We start from the raw sequence: 14637 nt of genomic DNA, 5'->3' as shown, positions 1-14637 counted from the left end.
TCCCGGGAGCGGTATGCCGACCGTTCCCGGGACGCCCCGCTGGGGAGCGCGAGGGCGGGTGCCCTAGCGTGGACACATGTCGCGCATCCCCGACCTCGCGGCCGCGCTCGAGCGATTCCTCGAACGGGTCGAGCCGTACGACACCGCGCCCGGTGACGGCCCGGTCGCCACGGTGCAGGTGGCGGGGCTGCGGGCCGACCTGACGGCGTACACCGCGCGGGCGCTGGCCGCCGCGCTGGACGCCTACACCGACCCGGCTGACCGCGGGCGATGCGCCTCCTGCGGCTCCCGGCGCCTCGACACCTCGCTGACCTGCTACGACTGCGGGGCGGTGGGCGGCATCTTCGGCGCGACGCTCGCGGCCCGCGCCGAACACATCCGGTCCTGGGGAGCGTCGCCACCCTCATGAAACGGACAGACGTGTTGTGCGTCCGCGCCGTTTGGGCCACGATCAGCGATGCTTCTCCCGCCCATCACCCGGAACGAGTAGCGGTGACCCATAACAGTGAGGTCGGGGCATGAGTGTCCCGCCCGCGACGCGGGGACTGCCCCGCGACGGCGCCCCGCCCGCTGTGGCCGGGCGCCTTCACGTGCTTCTCATCGAGGACGACGAGGGCGACGCGTTCCTGGTCGGCGAGCTGCTCGCGGAGGCGAACGCGTCGGTCGACCTGCAGGTGGCACGCAGCCTCACCGAGGCGCAGAGCCGGATCGCCGGCGTCGACTGCATCCTGCTCGACCTGGGTCTGCCGGACGCGCAGGGGCTGGACGGGCTCCGCCGCGTGCTGACCATGGCCGGCCGGTCCGCGGTCTGCGTGCTCACCGGGCGGCAGGACGAGCACCTCGGCGTGGACGCGGTCGCCGAGGGCGCACAGGACTACCTGGTCAAGGGCCAGGTCGACGGCGTGCTGCTGACCCGGGCGCTGCGCTACGCGGTCGAGCGCAAGCGCGCCGACGAGAACGCGTTGCGCCTGCGCGAGGCGGAGCTGCGCCAGGCCGAGTCCGCCCGGCTGGAGCGCGGCCTGCTGCCCCAGCCGCTGCTGCGCGACACCAAGCAGGCGGCCGTGCACATGTTCTACCGGCCGGGCCGCAGCCGGGGCCTGATCGGCGGCGACTTCTACGACGTGGTGCAGACCGCGGAGGGACACCTGCAACTGATCGTCGGCGACGTCTGCGGGCACGGCGTGGACGAGGCCGCGCTCGGCGTCGAACTCCGGGTGGCCTGGCGCGCGCTGGTCGTGGCCGGCGTACCGGACGACGAGATCCTGCCCGCGCTGGAGCAGGTGCTGATCAGCGAACGCCGGCTGCCCGAGATCTTCACCACGGTCGCCGCGATCAAGCTGGACCTGGACGGGAACCGGGCCACGGTCCGCCTCGCCGGGCACCCGCAGCCGCTGCTGCTCGCGGGCGGCGAGGTGAAACCGATCCCGGCGCCGAACGGGCTGCTGCTCGGCGTCAGCCCGCGCCCGGTCCGGTCGTTCGACATCGAGTTCCCGTCCGATGACTGGTCGATCCTGATGTACACGGACGGCCTGATCGAGGGCCACGTCGGTCAGGGCACCGAGCGGCTGGACGTCTCCGGCCTCTGCCGGCTGCTCGCCGAGCCGCCGGCCACCGACATCCCGCTCGCCGAGCTGCCGCCATGGCTGGTCGGCCGCGCGGAGGAACTGAACGGCGGCGCGCTCGCCGATGACGTCGCCATGCTGTTGATCTCGCGGGGGAGGGGTCGCTGATGGCGGCCGGTAAGAGCTGGACGCTGCGGACGCGCGCGATCGCGCTGACGGTCGTGGTGGCGGTGATCCTCGGCGCGCTCGCCGTGGTCGCGGCGATCACCGCGGCGGAGAACCGCGAAGGGCTGCGGGTCATCCTGGAGAAGACCGGGCCGATGCGGGTCGCCGGGCAGAGCCTGCAGAGCGCGTTGCTCGACCAGGAGACCGCGATCCGCGGGTACGTGCTCACCGCGGACGAGGAGGACCTCGCGCCGTACCGGAGCGGTCTCGCCGCCGAGCAGCAGCTCATCACGGAGATGTCCGACCTGCTCGGCGACAGCGTCCACGACCGGGCCGTGGCCGATCAGCTCGAAGCGGTCACCTCCGGGTCCCGGGAGTGGCGAGCCGTGATCGCGGAGCCGGTGATCAAGGCGGTGCAGGACGGTGACAGCCGTCGCGCTCAGGAGATCATCGACCAGGGCAGCCGGCAACGGTTCGACGTGCTGCGGGCGGACGTCGCCACGCTGCAGGGCGACATCCTCGCGCTGCGCAACCTCTTCGCCGACCAGACCCAGTCCACCGCCAACCTGCTGATCTTCCTGCTGATCCTGGCCGCCGCGGTGATCATCCTGGCCGGCGCCGCGCTGCTGGTCCTGCTGGAGCGGTTCGTCATCAAGCCGGTCACCGACCTGGCCGCGGAGGTGCGACTGGTCGCGGACGGCGACTACCAGCACCGGATCACCGGCTCCGGCGCACCCGAACTCGCGCTGCTCGCCGCGGACGTGGACGGCATGCGCCGCAAGATCGCCGCGGACCTGGCCGAGGTCATCGCCGCGCGCGCCGCGATCGAGGCCACCAACAAGCGGCTGGAGGAGCAGCACGAGGAGCTGACCCGGTCCAACCGCGACCTGGAGCAGTTCGCCTACGTCGCCTCGCACGACCTGCAGGAGCCGCTGCGCAAGGTGGCCAGCTTCTGCCAGCTGCTGCAGCGCCGGTACGGCGGCAAGCTCGACGAGCGCGCCGACCAGTACATCTACTTCGCGGTCGACGGCGCCCAGCGCATGCAGCGCCTGATCAACGACCTGCTGGCGTTCTCCCGGATCGGCCGGATCACGGCCGGCTTCACCGAGGTCGACCTCAACAAGGTGATGGACGAGGTCAGCGGCCAGCTCGACGCGGCCCGTGAGTACGCGGACGGCGAGATCGTCTACCACGAGCTGCCGACCATCCGGGGCGAGGAGCCGCTGCTCACCAACCTGCTGGCCAACCTGGTCAACAACGCGCTCAAGTTCCGCAAGCCCGAGGTGCCGCCGCGCGTCGAGGTCAAGTCCCGCCTGGTCGGCGACCAGTGGGAGATCAGCTGCGAGGACAACGGCATCGGCATCGAGGCCGAGTTCGCGGACAAGGTGTTCGTGATCTTCCAGCGGCTGCACGCGAAGGACGCCTACCCCGGCACCGGGATCGGACTGGCCATCGCCAAGAAGATCGTCGAGTACCATGGTGGCCGGATTTGGATCGATTCGGACTACAGCGGGGGCACGGCCATCAGGTTCACGCTCCCGGTGATCGCCTCCGAGGCGGCCGAACTGCCTTCCGAGGAGGGCACCCCGCAGCTCCAGGAGGAGAAGGCATGACCGCGCCAGCCGACGGCAAGAGCCCGATCGAGGTGCTCCTCGTCGAGGACGATCCCGGCGACGTGCTCATGACCCAGGAGGCGTTCGACGAGCACAAGCTCCGCAACCGGCTCACGGTCGTGTCCGACGGCGCGGAGGCGCTGGCCTACCTCCGGCAGGAGGGCAAGTACGAGGGCGTGGTGCTGCCCGACCTCATCCTGCTCGACCTCAACCTGCCCCGGCGGGACGGCCGCGAGGTGCTGGAGGAGATCAAGCGGGACGAGAAGCTGCGCCGCATCCCGGTCGTCATCCTCACCACGTCCCAGGCCGACGAGGACATCCTCCGCAGCTACCAGCTCCACGCGAACGCGTACGTGACGAAGCCGGTCGACTTCGACCGCTTCATCGCGGTGGTCCGGCAGATCGACGAGTTCTTCGTCAGCGTCGTGAAGCTGCCGCCGCGCCCTTGAGCGAGCTGATCGATCGGGTCGGCGACCTCGTCCGCGAGGCCGCCCAGACCGTCGTGCTCCCGCTGTTCAAGAAGCTCGACGCGTCCGACGTGCGTGAGAAGGGCCCCGGAGACCTGGTCACCGTCGCCGACCAGCGCTCGGAGAAGTTGCTCACCGAGGGCCTGCTGCGGCTGCTGCCGGGCTCCACCGTGGTCGGCGAGGAGAGCGTCGCGGAGGACCCGAACCTGCTGCGCCGCATCTGCGAGACCGGCCCGGTCTGGCTCGTCGACCCGCTCGACGGCACCGGCAACTTCACGTTCGGCCGGACCCCGTTCGCGGTGATGGCCGCGCTGATCGCGGACGGCGAGCTCTGCGCCGGCTGGATCCTGGACGTGACCCGCGACCGGATGGCGGTCGCCGAGCGTGGTTCCGGCGCCTGGGTCGACGGCGTCCGCGTCACCACCCGCAGCGATCCCGCGCCGGCGAGCACGCTGCGCGGTGCGGTGATGATGAAGTACCTGCCCCGGGAGATGGCCGCGGAGATCAGCATGCGCGTGGGTGACATCGCGGCGATCCTGCCCAGCCAGCACTGCGCGGGCGCGGAATATCCCGACGTGGTCAGCGGCGTCCAGGACTTCGTGCTGTTCTGGAAGACGCTGCCCTGGGACCACGCGCCGGGCGTCCTGTTCACCCGCGAGGCCGGCGGCGTCGCCCGCCGCCTCGACGGCACCGAGTTCCAGGTCACCGACCGGCAGAAGGGCCTGCTGGTCGCGGCCAACGACGACATCTGGGCGGACGTCCGCGCGACCCTGCTGGGCACCCGCTAGCTCACTCGCCCGGCCGGGCCACGTCGCGCACCGTGGCCCGCGGCGGGCGCGGGTCAGAGCCGGGCGAGGATGACCAGCGGGTTGCCGTCGGGGTCGGTGGCGCGGGCCATGCGTTCGCCCCACGGCTGGTCGGCGGGCTCCTCGGTGATCGTGACGCCGTGGTCGCGCAGGTGGGCGACGGCCGCGTCGCAGTCGTCGGCGTAGACGCACAGGTCGATGTGGTGCCGCGCGGACGGAGGGGTCTCGGTGGCGGCGAGGCCGAATTCCGAGCCGGCGCCGAGCGTGAGTCCGACGTAGGCGGGCGGGCCGTCGTCCGGGAACCGGTAGGTCTGCCGGGCGCCGAGCAGGTCACCGTAGAAATGGAGCATATCGGTCATGCGAGTGGTGCTCAGGATCGGGTAGAGCTCTCGGAACATGTTGTCCCCCGTACGCGCTGTATGGGCTCTGACCTGGGTAAGTCTAGATAAGCTGGCGCGCGGTCGACGTCTACAGAGGAGGCGAACGCGTGCCATGAGGAGGATTCTTCCGGTCGTCGGGGCGACGCTCGCCCTTCTCGGCGCACTCCCGCCGGCGCAGGCGGCCCCGCCGGCGCAGGCGGCCCCGCCGGCGCAGGCGGCCCCGCGGGCGCAAGCGATCCCGCCGCTCCCGGCCGGCCCCGGCGCGACGGTGGCCCAGACCGGTGAGGTGGCGGCGATGGCCGGTGGGGTGGCGGCGGTGGCCGGGCGCCGGGAGCCGGACCGCGGGGACGACGAGGGCGGCACCCGGACGCTGCGGAAGGCGCTGGAGGAGGCCGCGAAGGCGCACATCGACGCGCAGGCCCGGCTGGACGCGTCGAAGAAGCGGCAGGCCGCGCTGGTGCTGCGGCTGAAGCGGGCCGAGGCGGACATCGCGGCGCTGACCGCGCGGGTCGGCGTGGTCGCGGGCGAAGCGTACCGGCGTGGCCGGATCTCCGGACCGATGCTGCTGCTCGCCGCGCGCGACCGGCTGGAGTTCCTGGAGCGGACCACCGGGCTGGAGACGATCGCGGTGCTGGACGACGCGCGACTGCGCGACCTGCGGACGGCCCGGGCGGAGGCGCGGCGGGCGCGCACCGCGATCGACGACGAGGTACGCGAGCAGGCGCGACAGGTCGACATCCAGGCCAGGCGGCGTACGGACGCGGAACGCGCGCTGGCCGCGGCCGGTGGTGGCGGTCCCGGCGGTTTCGTCGACGCGGACTCGCCGGCCGCGGAGCCGGCCCCGCGCAGCGCGGGCGGCGGATGGCCGGACGAGTCGTGCACGGTGGCGGATCCGACCACCCGCGGCTGCGTCACGCCGCGCACGCTGCACGCGATGCGGCAGGCGCGGTCGGACGGCTTCCGGCGGTTCGTCTCCTGCTACCGCCCGGGTGGTGGCGGCGAGCATCCGCGCGGTCGGGCCTGCGACTTCGCGGCCGCGTCGGACGGCTTCGAGGACGTGAACGCGCGCGGCGGCGACCGTGAGTACGGCGACCGCCTGGCCGCCTACCTGGTGGACAACGCGGACTCGCTCGGCGTGCTGTACGTGATCTGGTACCGGCAGATCTGGATGCCGGGCAACGGCTGGCGCTCGTACAGCGGGCGTGGATCACCGTCCGCGACGCACACGAACCACGTGCACGTGTCGCTCTACTGAAGCCCGTGTTTACTTGCCGGGTGGACGACGAATCCAAAGCCGTGGACGACCGGCCGAACACCGTGACCGATCAGCCGAAAGCCCTGCCCAACGCGCTCGCCGCCACGCTGGTCTTCGCGTCCAGCGGCGCGGTGCTGGTGCTGGAGATCGTGGCGCAGCGGCTGATCGGGCCGTACGTCGGGGTCACGCTGCAGACCACCAGCTCGGTGATCGGGATGGCGCTGGCCGCGATCGCGTACGGCGCCTGGGCCGGTGGCTGGCTGGCCGACCGCCGGGACCCGCGCACGCTGCTGGCCCCGGCGCTGATCCTGGCCGGGATCGCGACCGCGCTCACGTTCCCGCTGATCCGCTACGCCGGTGAGATCCTGCGCGGCAACGCGGCCGGTGGGGTGCTGCTGCTGACCGCGCTGGCCGTGGTGGTCCCGGCCGCGCTGCTCTCCGCGATCTCGCCGATGGTGGTGAAGCTGCAGCTGTCCGACCTGCGCCGGACCGGGCAGGTGGTGGGCCGGCTCTCCGGCCTCGGCACGCTGGGCGGCATCACGGCCACGCTCGGCACCGGGTTCGTGCTGGTGGCGGCGCTGCCCAGCCGGGTGATCATGTTGAGCCTGGCGGTGCTGCTCGGCGTGGGCGGTCTGGTGCTCGGCTGGTACCTGCGCCGGCTGGACGCGGCCGGTACGCCGAGGGCGCGGGTCACGGCCGCGGTGGTCGGGCTGGTCGGCGCGGGGCTGACCGCGATCGCGCCGACGCCGTGCGACGTGGAGACGGAGTACAGCTGCGCCTCGGTGGTCGCGGACCAGAACCGGCCGGGCGGTCGCACGCTGGTGCTGAACGCCGGTGACCACTCCTACGTGGACCTGAACGACCCGCGGCACCTGGAGTTCGAGTACGTGCAGTGGATCGCGGCCGTCTCCGACGTGACCGCGCCGGCCGGCGCGCCGGTGACCGCGCTGCACGTCGGCGGCGGCGGGTTCACGCTGCCGCAGTACCTGGCCGCGGTCCGGCCGGGCAGCTCGCAGACCGTGCTGGAGCTGGACGGTGAGCTGGTCGAGCTGGACAGGGCGGAACTGGGCCTGGAGACCGGCCCGGACCTGCGGGTGGTGGTCGGTGACGCGCGGGTGTCGCTGGCCGAGCAGCCGGCCGGCGCGGCGGACATCGTGGTCGGCGACGCGTTCGGTGACCTGGTGGTGCCGTGGCACCTGTCGACGCGGGAGATGGCCGTGCAGGTCCGCGACGCGATGAAGGACGGCGCGGTCTACGCGCAGAACGTCATCGACTATCCGCCGCTGCACTTCATCCGCGCGGAGGTCGCGACCGTGCAGGACGTGTTCCCGCACGTGGCGCTGATCGGCCCGCCGTCCGGGCTGTCCGGCGCGGAGGGCGCGAACTTCGTGATCGTGGCGTCGGCCGCGCCGCTGCCGCTGGCCGAGATCCGGGCGCGGATGGCGCAGACCGTGCCGGGCCCGGTGACCATGCTGGACGGTGCGGAGTTGGCCGCGTTCGTCGACGACGCCCGGGTGCTGACCGACGACTACGCGCCGGTGGACCAACTGCTCTCCCGGTAAGCGGCGGCGGCCACGCAGCCCGGCCGCGGTGCCGCTCCTCGGGCGCGCAGCGTCCGTGGCCACCGCGAAACGTGCAGGGAGGAGCGCCGGCGACGACCGGTGCCCGCGGGAGCATGCGGACAGCGACCACGCCGGAAGCGGGAAATGCGATCTTGATGGGTACGCCGGGTCCGGCGCCGGTCGCGGTCAGGTGGTCGCGGCGAACGCCTGGACCTGCTTCGGGGTGCCGGCCACGATCAGTTTGCTGCCGGCCGGCACCAGCGTCGCCGCCTCGGCGAAGATGAAGCTGCCGTCCGGTGGCCGGACCGCGATCACCGTGATGCCGTGCCGCCGGCGCAGTCCGATGTCGGCGAGCGACCGGCCGGCGGTCTCCTGCGGCGCGCGGACCTTCGCGATCGCGAAGCCCTGGTCGAACTCGATGAAGTCGATCATCTTGCTGGTGATCAGGTGTGCGACCCGGTCACCCATGACCGCCTCGGGATAGATCACGTGATTCGCGCCGACCGAGGACAGGATCTTGCCGTGTTTCGCGGAGATCGCCTTGGCCCAGATCTCGGTGATGCCGATCTCGGTCAGCGCGAGCACGGTGAGCACGCTGGCCTCGATGTCGGTGCCGATGCCGACCACCGCGCGCTGGAACTCGTGCACGCCGAGCTGGCGCAGCGCGTCGTTGTCGGTCGAGTCGGCCTGCGCCACGTGGGTGAGCCGGTCCGACCACTGCTGGACGATCTTGCCGTCCTCATCGATGCCGAGCACCTCGTGCCCGAGGCGCAGCAGCGAGTCGGCGACCTGCCCGCCGAACCGGCCGAGCCCGATCACCACCACGTTGTCGTCGAGGTTTGTCCTGCCGTTGCTAGCCAACGATGGGTCTCTCTTCGGGATAGCGGTAGAGCCGCTGGCGGCTGTTCAGAGCGATCGCGGAGCCGACGGCGATGGTGCCGACCCGCCCCACGTACATCAGGATGACGAGTACGACCTGCCCGCTCTCCGGCAGGGTCGGCGTGATGCCGGTGGACAGGCCGACCGTGGCGAACGCGGACGTGGCCTCGAAGATCGCCCGGTCCAGCGTGATGTCGCGGTCGATGGCGAGCAGCGCGAGCGTGCCGGTGCCGACCAGCGCGACGCCGAGCAGCGCCACGGTCATCGCCTGCCGTTGCGTGGTCTCCGCGATCCGGCGGCGGCCGATCACCACGTCCGGCTCACCCCGGATCTCCGCCAGGATCACGAACGCCAGCAGGAAGAACGTGGTCAGCTTGATGCCGCCGGAGGTGGAGCCGCTGCCGCCGCCGATGAACATCAGCGCGGTGCTGATGGTCAGCGTCTCCTGGTTCATCGCGCCGAAGTCGACGCTGTTGAAGCCGCCGGACCGGGTCATCACGTCCTGGGTGAACGCGGCCAGCACCTTGTCGCCCCAGCCGAGCGGGCCGAACGTGGTCGGGTTGTTCCACTCGAACGCGAGCACGAAGACGAAGCCGAAGACGCCCAGCACTATCGAGCCCCACACGGTGAGCCGGGTGTGGGTCGACCACTTCGCTGGCATGCGCCATTCGCGGGCCAGCTCGAAGATCACCGGGAAGCCGATGCTGCCGAGCATCACGCCGAGCGCCAGCGGCATGCAGATCCAGTCGTCGCCGACGAACCGCATCAGACTGTCCGGGTAGAGCGCGAAGCCGCCGTTGTTGAACGCCTGGATCGAGTGGAAGACGCCCTCCCACACCGCCCGGCCGAACGAGTAGTCGTAGCCGAGCCAGAACCGCAGCCCGACCACGACCGCGATCACCGCCTCGCAGACGAACGAGACGGCCACGATCCGCAGCACCATCCGGCGGATGTCCGCGGTCTCCAGCGTGCGGCTCTCGGTCTGCGCCATCAGGCGGCCGCGCAGACCGAGGCGCTGCGAGATGAGCACGCCGAGCAGCGTGGCCATCACCATGATGCCGAGGCCGCCGATCTGGGTCAGCACGGTGATCATGCCGAGGCCGAACGGGGACCAGTAGGTGCCGGTGTCCACCACCGCCAGACCGGTCACGCAGACCGCGGAGGTGGCCGTGAACAGGGCCGTGACGAACGGCGCGAAGCCCGCCTCGGCGCGCGAGACGGGCAGCATCATGAGCACCGTCCCGATCACCACCAGGGCGAGGAACGCCGCGGGCACGATGCGGGCGGGGTGCTGCAGTTGACGACGCATGGCGTGGGACTGTCTATCACCCGGGTGCGATCCGGGCCACTTGACACTCTCGCGCGGTTCACCTCAGGGTCGTGAATATTTCGTTTCCTGTCGATTGGATGCGGTGATGAGACGTCGTGCCGTGACCACTTCCCTCGGGCTGGCCGGAATCGGGCTGGCCGCTGCCCCCTCCGCGCCCGCCTCCGCCGCCCCCTCCACCCGCGGGAAGCCGCTGGTGATCGCGCACCGCGGGGCGAGCGGCTATCGCCCGGAACACACGCTGGAGGCCTACCGGCTGGCGATCCGGATGGGCGCCGACTTCATCGAACCGGACCTGGTGTCGACGCGCGACGGTGTGCTGGTCGCGCGGCACGAGAACGAGATCTCCGGGACGACCGACGTGGCCGCCCACCCCGAGTTCGCCGCCCGCCGGACCACCAAGACCATCGACGGTACGGCCGTGAGCGGCTGGTTCACCGAGGACTTCACGCTGGCGGAGCTGCGGACGCTGCGCGCCAAGGAGCGGCTGCCCCTGGTCCGGGTGACGAACACGGCGTTCGACGGCCGGTTCCCGATCCCGACGTTCCAGGAGGTCGTCGACCTGGCGAAGGCGGAGTCGCGGCGGCGTGGGCGGACGATCGGGGTGTACCCGGAGACGAAGCACCCGACGTACTTCCAGTCGATCGGCCTGCCGCTGGAGGAGCCGCTGGTCCGGGTGCTGCGCGCGTCGGGGTGGCGCTCCGCGGCGGACCCGGTGATCATCCAGTCCTTCGAGACGGCGAACCTGCGCCGGCTCCGGCGCATGACGGACGTGCGGCTGGCCCAGCTGATGGACGCGGCGGGCCGCCCGTACGACTTCACCGTGGCGGGCGACGCCCGGACCTACGCGGATCTGGCGACCGCCGAGGGCCTCGGATGGGTCAGCCGGTACGCCTCCGGTGTCGGCGCGAACAAGAACCTGCTCGTGCCGCGGGACGCGGCCGGGAAGCTGCTGGCGCCGACGTCCGTGGTACGGGACGCGCACCGGCTCGGGATGGTCGTGCACGCCTGGACGTTCCGGGCGGAGAACCAGTTCCTGCCGGCCGACTTCCGGATCGGCGCGGACCCGAACGCGCGCGGCGACATCACCGCGGAGTACGAGCTGTTCTTCTCGCTCGGGGTGGACGGCGTCTTCGCCGACCACCCGGACACCGCGGTAGCGGCGCGTTCGGGTCGCTGAGCGCCGGTACACAGGCGGAAGAGTTATCCACAGCCTGCGCGGTCTCGGTCGGTCCCCGGTGGTAGACAGGTCGGGTGACTGAGGTGCGGGAGCGGGCGGAAGCTGTGCTGCGGCGGCTGGCGGGCGAGCACGCCCGCCTCCGCGACGACCAGTGGCGAGCGATCGAGGCGCTGGTCGTGGGGCATCAACGGGTGCTCTGCGTCCAGCGCACCGGCTGGGGCAAGTCCGCGGTCTACTTCGTGGCCACCGCGCTGCTCCGCGAGGCCGGTGCCGGTCCCACCGTGATCGTCTCGCCGCTGCTCGCGCTGATGCGCAACCAGGTGGACGCCGCGGCCCGGGCCGGCATCCACGCCCGCACGATCAACTCCGCCAACCTGGAGGAGTGGGCCCAGATCACCACCGAGGTCGCGTCCGGCGCGGTCGACGTGCTGCTGATCAGCCCGGAGCGGCTCAACAACCCCGACTTCCGCGACAACGTGCTGCCCGAGCTCGCCGCCACCACCGGCCTGCTCGTGGTCGACGAGGCGCACTGCGTCTCCGACTGGGGGCACGACTTCCGGCCGGACTACCGGCGGCTGCGCACGTTCCTGGCCGGGCTGCCCACCCGGACGCCGGTGCTGGCCACCACGGCCACCGCCAACGCGCGCGTCACGGCCGACGTGGCCGAGCAGCTCGGCGCCGGCGCGCTGGTGCTGCGCGGCTCGCTCGACCGCGAGTCGCTGCGGCTGGCCGTGCACCGGCTGCCGTCCGCCGCGCACCGGCTGGCCTGGCTCGCCGACCACCTGGACGCGCTGCCCGGCTCCGGCATCGTCTACACGCTGACCGTGGCCGCCGCGACCGAGGCCACCGAGTTCCTGCGCTCCCGTGGGTTCGCGGTCGCGTCCTACTCCGGCCAGACGGAGGACGCGGAGCGCCGCGCCGCCGAGCAGGACCTGCTGGACAACAAGATCAAGGCACTGATCGCCACGTCCGCGCTGGGCATGGGCTTCGACAAGCCCGACCTCGGCTTCGTCGTGCACCTCGGCGCGCCACCGTCCCCCATCGCGTACTACCAGCAGGTCGGCCGGGCCGGCCGCGGCGTCGACCACGCCGAGGTGCTGCTGCTCCCCGGCCCGGAGGACGCGGCCATCTGGCGCTACTTCGCCTCCATGGCGTTCCCGCCGGAGGAGCAGGTGCACACCGTGCTGGCCGCGCTCTCCGACCGCCCGATCTCGGTCCCCGCGCTGGAGCCCCGCGTCGACCTGCGCCGCAGCCGGCTCGAACTGATGCTGAAGGTGCTGGACGTCGACGGTGCGGTCCGCCGGGTCAAGGGCGGCTGGATCAGCACCGGCCAGCCGTGGACCTACGACGCACCCCGTCTGCGCCGCGTCGCCGACGCCCGGGAGTCCGAGCAGCGCGCGATGCGGGAGTACGGCGCGATGACCACCGGCTGCCGCATGCTCTTCCTCCGCGAGCGCCTCGACGACGCCGAGGCCACCGCCTGCGGCCGCTGCGACCTGTGCGCCGGCCCGGTCCTGCCGGCCGACGTCTCCGCCCAGGCACTCGCGGCCGCCAAGGCCTTCCTCGGCCGCCCGGGCCTCGACCTCCCGCCGAAGGCGATGTGGCCCACCGGCATGGAGTCGGTCGGCGTCGCGCTCAAGGGCCGCATCCCCGCAGCCGAGCAGGCCGCGCCCGGTCGCGCGGTCGGCCGCCTCTCCGACCTCGGCTGGGGCGACCGGCTCCGCGCGCTGCTCGCCGACGGCTCCCCCGACACGCCGCTTCCCGACGACCTGCTCGGCGCCGTGGTCGAGGTGCTCAAGGACTGGTCGCACGGTCCCGAGCAGTGGGCGGAGCGCCCGATCGGCATCGTCCCGGTCCTGTCCCGCCGCCGGCCGGTGCTCACCCGCAGCCTCGCGGACCGGATCGCCACGGTCGGCCGCCTGCCGGTGCTCGGCACGATCACCCGCCGCGACGACGACGGCGCCGAGCCGCCCCGGACGAACAGCGCGCAGCGGGTCCGGTTGCTGCACGACGCGTTCGTGCTGGACGGGTCGGTGTCCGGTCCGGTGCTCCTCGTCGACGACCTGGTCGACTCCGGGTGGACGATGACGCTCGCGGCCCGGCTGCTGCGCCGTTCCGGTGCGTCCGCGGTGCTGCCGCTCGCTCTGGCCGTGGCGGGCTGAGCGACGTCAGCTCCCGTCCACGACCCGCCCGTACCCGTGCACCGGCTGATATCCCACCGCGTCGATCCGGACGTTCTCCCCGAAGCTCGGCGCGTGGATCATCTTGCCGTCCCCGACGTAGAGGGCGACGTGGCTGATCCGGCCGTAGTAGAAGACCAGGTCGCCCGGTCGCAGATCGTCACGGCTGATCCGCTGGACGGTCCGCCACTGCCGGGCCGCGTTGTGCGGCAGGCGGGTGCCCGCGCGATGCCAGGCGGCCATGGTGAGCCCGGAGCAGTCGTAGGAGCCGGGGCCGTCGGCGCCCCAGCGATACGGCTTGCCGAGCTGCTCGTAGGCGAAGCGGATCGCGTCACCGGCCAGCCCGGACGGCGGCGGCGGGGGAGCGAGGTCCAGCGGGCGGATCCGGTCGCCGGAGGCCAGGCGCATGCGGTGCAGGCGCTCGATCTCCCGCTCGATCTCCTTCTTGCGCAGCGCCAACTCCACCTGCTGGTCGCGCTGCTTCTGCGCCAGCGCGTCGGCCTCGCGTTCCATCTCGGCGTAGCGGGCCTGGGCCGCGGCCAGCTCGTCCAGCTTCCGGTGCTGGTCGCGGGCCAGGACGTCCAGCGTGAGCAGGCGCTCGACCATGTCGGCGCCACCACCGGCCGCGATCATCAGCGCGCGGGCGTTGCCGGACGAGCGGTACGCGGCGGCGGCCAGCTCACCGATCCGCTCCTGCCGCTGCACCATGGCGAACTCGACCGGGGCCTTCTCGGCGCCGATCTCGCGCCGTCGCCGTTCCGTGCCGGCCAGGTCCTCGCGGAGCGCGTTGTGCTCCTCGACGACCACCTCCAGTTCGTGTGCCGCGGCGGCGAGGCGTTGCCGCAGCTCCTGGACCGAGGGCGGCGCGTCCGGGTCGGCCTGTGCGGGTGCCGGCGCGATCCCGATCAGGGCGGCGACGAGGAGCGCTCGCGCGACGATGGAAGAGAGCACACCGGATCAACGAGGCTCGCGTGGCCGGAGGCGCGCATACCACCGGGGGGTATAGTCGGTGGCGTCGAGTCGAAGGGGAGCGTGAACCATGTCCGTCACCAACACCTACGCCGTCAGCGGGATGACCTGCGCGCACTGCGTGCAGGCGGTCAGCGGTGAGCTCGGGCAGCTGCCCGGCGTGCACGAGGTGAGCGTCGACCTGCCGACCGGCACCGTGACCGTCACCAGCGACGGGCCGCTGCCGATCGACGAGGTCCGCACGGCCGTCGACGAGGCCGGCTACGAGCTCGCCTCGGCCGATGCCTGACTC

At 72.3% G+C, this 14637-nt stretch carries 14 protein-coding genes; 10 read left to right on the top strand and 4 right to left on the bottom strand.

Features of this window, described 5'->3' with window-relative positions; genetic code table 11:
• Positions 1-76 precede the first annotated feature (76 nt).
• The 5 genes from J2S44_RS16175 (at position 77) to J2S44_RS16155 (ending at position 4595) form a co-directional block, all read left to right on the top strand.
• Complete coding sequence (locus tag J2S44_RS16175; protein WP_310414207.1) at positions 77-409, top strand: hypothetical protein; 333 nt, start codon at positions 77-79, stop codon at positions 407-409.
• A 181-nt stretch (positions 410-590) separates the two neighbouring features.
• Positions 591-1730: a PP2C family protein-serine/threonine phosphatase gene (locus J2S44_RS16170; protein ID WP_374727852.1), complete on the top strand. Its 1140-nt coding sequence runs from the start codon at positions 591-593 to the stop codon at positions 1728-1730.
• The gene (locus J2S44_RS16165; RefSeq protein ID WP_310414202.1) at positions 1730-3340 is read left to right on the top strand and encodes a sensor histidine kinase; all 1611 of its coding nucleotides are present in this window, start codon (positions 1730-1732) and stop codon (positions 3338-3340) included. The genes J2S44_RS16170 and J2S44_RS16165 overlap by 1 nt, the downstream gene beginning before the upstream one ends.
• Positions 3337-3789, top strand: a complete 453-nt coding sequence (locus J2S44_RS16160; protein ID WP_307241179.1) for a response regulator — start codon at positions 3337-3339, stop codon at positions 3787-3789. The genes J2S44_RS16165 and J2S44_RS16160 overlap by 4 nt, the downstream gene beginning before the upstream one ends.
• Positions 3790-3794: 5 nt before the next feature.
• Positions 3795-4595: an inositol monophosphatase family protein gene (locus J2S44_RS16155; protein ID WP_310429701.1), complete on the top strand. Its 801-nt coding sequence runs from the start codon at positions 3795-3797 to the stop codon at positions 4593-4595.
• Between the two features lie 53 nt (positions 4596-4648).
• On the opposite strand, the gene J2S44_RS16150 is transcribed toward J2S44_RS16155, so the two are convergent.
• Positions 4649-5011 carry a VOC family protein gene (locus tag J2S44_RS16150; protein ID WP_310414199.1) on the bottom strand — a complete coding sequence of 121 codons (363 nt, stop codon included), beginning with the start codon at positions 5009-5011 and terminating at the stop codon, positions 4649-4651.
• Between the two features lie 277 nt (positions 5012-5288).
• Between J2S44_RS16150 and J2S44_RS16145 the strand changes: the two genes are divergently transcribed.
• Both J2S44_RS16145 and J2S44_RS16140 read left to right on the top strand, forming a co-directional pair.
• Complete coding sequence (locus tag J2S44_RS16145; RefSeq protein WP_374727986.1) at positions 5289-6248, top strand: coiled-coil domain-containing protein; 960 nt, start codon at positions 5289-5291, stop codon at positions 6246-6248.
• Between the two features lie 20 nt (positions 6249-6268).
• Positions 6269-7810, top strand: coding sequence for a fused MFS/spermidine synthase (locus J2S44_RS16140; RefSeq protein WP_310414192.1), 1542 nt, complete (start codon positions 6269-6271; stop codon positions 7808-7810).
• Between the two features lie 186 nt (positions 7811-7996).
• On the opposite strand, the gene J2S44_RS16135 is transcribed toward J2S44_RS16140, so the two are convergent.
• Positions 7997-8671 (bottom strand): potassium channel family protein, encoded by a 675-nt coding sequence (locus J2S44_RS16135; protein ID WP_310414189.1) that lies wholly within the window; start codon positions 8669-8671, stop codon positions 7997-7999.
• On the bottom strand, positions 8664-9998 hold the full coding sequence (locus J2S44_RS16130; protein ID WP_310414186.1) for a TrkH family potassium uptake protein: 1335 nt from the start codon (positions 9996-9998) through the stop codon (positions 8664-8666). The genes J2S44_RS16135 and J2S44_RS16130 overlap by 8 nt, the downstream gene beginning before the upstream one ends.
• Positions 9999-10104: 106 nt before the next feature.
• On the opposite strand from J2S44_RS16130, the gene J2S44_RS16125 reads away from it, so the two are divergent.
• Together J2S44_RS16125 and J2S44_RS16120 are read left to right on the top strand one after the other, a co-directional pair.
• Complete coding sequence (locus J2S44_RS16125) at positions 10105-11196, top strand: glycerophosphodiester phosphodiesterase (RefSeq protein ID WP_310414183.1); 1092 nt, start codon at positions 10105-10107, stop codon at positions 11194-11196.
• A 74-nt stretch (positions 11197-11270) separates the two neighbouring features.
• The gene (locus tag J2S44_RS16120) at positions 11271-13358 is read left to right on the top strand and encodes a RecQ family ATP-dependent DNA helicase (protein WP_310414182.1); all 2088 of its coding nucleotides are present in this window, start codon (positions 11271-11273) and stop codon (positions 13356-13358) included.
• A gap of 6 nt (positions 13359-13364) precedes the next feature.
• Here the strand turns inward: J2S44_RS16120 and J2S44_RS16115 are convergent, their stop codons facing one another.
• The gene (locus tag J2S44_RS16115) at positions 13365-14327 is read right to left on the bottom strand and encodes a C40 family peptidase (RefSeq protein WP_310414179.1); all 963 of its coding nucleotides are present in this window, start codon (positions 14325-14327) and stop codon (positions 13365-13367) included.
• Positions 14328-14415: 88 nt separating this feature from the next.
• Between J2S44_RS16115 and J2S44_RS16110 the strand changes: the two genes are divergently transcribed.
• Complete coding sequence (locus J2S44_RS16110) at positions 14416-14634, top strand: heavy-metal-associated domain-containing protein (protein ID WP_310414176.1); 219 nt, start codon at positions 14416-14418, stop codon at positions 14632-14634.
• The last annotated feature ends 3 nt before the right edge of the window (positions 14635-14637 follow it).

Origin of the sequence: Catenuloplanes niger (assembly GCF_031458255.1) — a bacterium.
Taxonomy (GTDB): domain Bacteria; phylum Actinomycetota; class Actinomycetes; order Mycobacteriales; family Micromonosporaceae; genus Catenuloplanes; species Catenuloplanes niger.
This window is presented reverse-complemented; position numbering and strand designations above follow the sequence as displayed.

What these genes read in the sequence shown, in the direction of transcription:
- J2S44_RS16160 (WP_307241179.1), top strand. Translation starts at nt 3,337, where the DNA reads ATGACCGCGCCAGCCGACGGCAAGAGCCCGATCGAGGTGCTCCTCGTC.
- J2S44_RS16130 (WP_310414186.1), bottom strand. Translation starts at nt 9,998, where the DNA reads ATGCGTCGTCAACTGCAGCACCCCGCCCGCATCGTGCCCGCGGCGTTC.
- J2S44_RS16125 (WP_310414183.1), top strand. Translation starts at nt 10,105, where the DNA reads ATGAGACGTCGTGCCGTGACCACTTCCCTCGGGCTGGCCGGAATCGGG.
- J2S44_RS16145 (WP_374727986.1), top strand. Translation starts at nt 5,289, where the DNA reads ATGGCCGGTGGGGTGGCGGCGGTGGCCGGGCGCCGGGAGCCGGACCGC.
- J2S44_RS16150 (WP_310414199.1), bottom strand. Translation starts at nt 5,011, where the DNA reads ATGTTCCGAGAGCTCTACCCGATCCTGAGCACCACTCGCATGACCGAT.
- J2S44_RS16175 (WP_310414207.1), top strand. Translation starts at nt 77, where the DNA reads ATGTCGCGCATCCCCGACCTCGCGGCCGCGCTCGAGCGATTCCTCGAA.
- J2S44_RS16110 (WP_310414176.1), top strand. Translation starts at nt 14,416, where the DNA reads ATGTCCGTCACCAACACCTACGCCGTCAGCGGGATGACCTGCGCGCAC.
- J2S44_RS16165 (WP_310414202.1), top strand. Translation starts at nt 1,730, where the DNA reads ATGGCGGCCGGTAAGAGCTGGACGCTGCGGACGCGCGCGATCGCGCTG.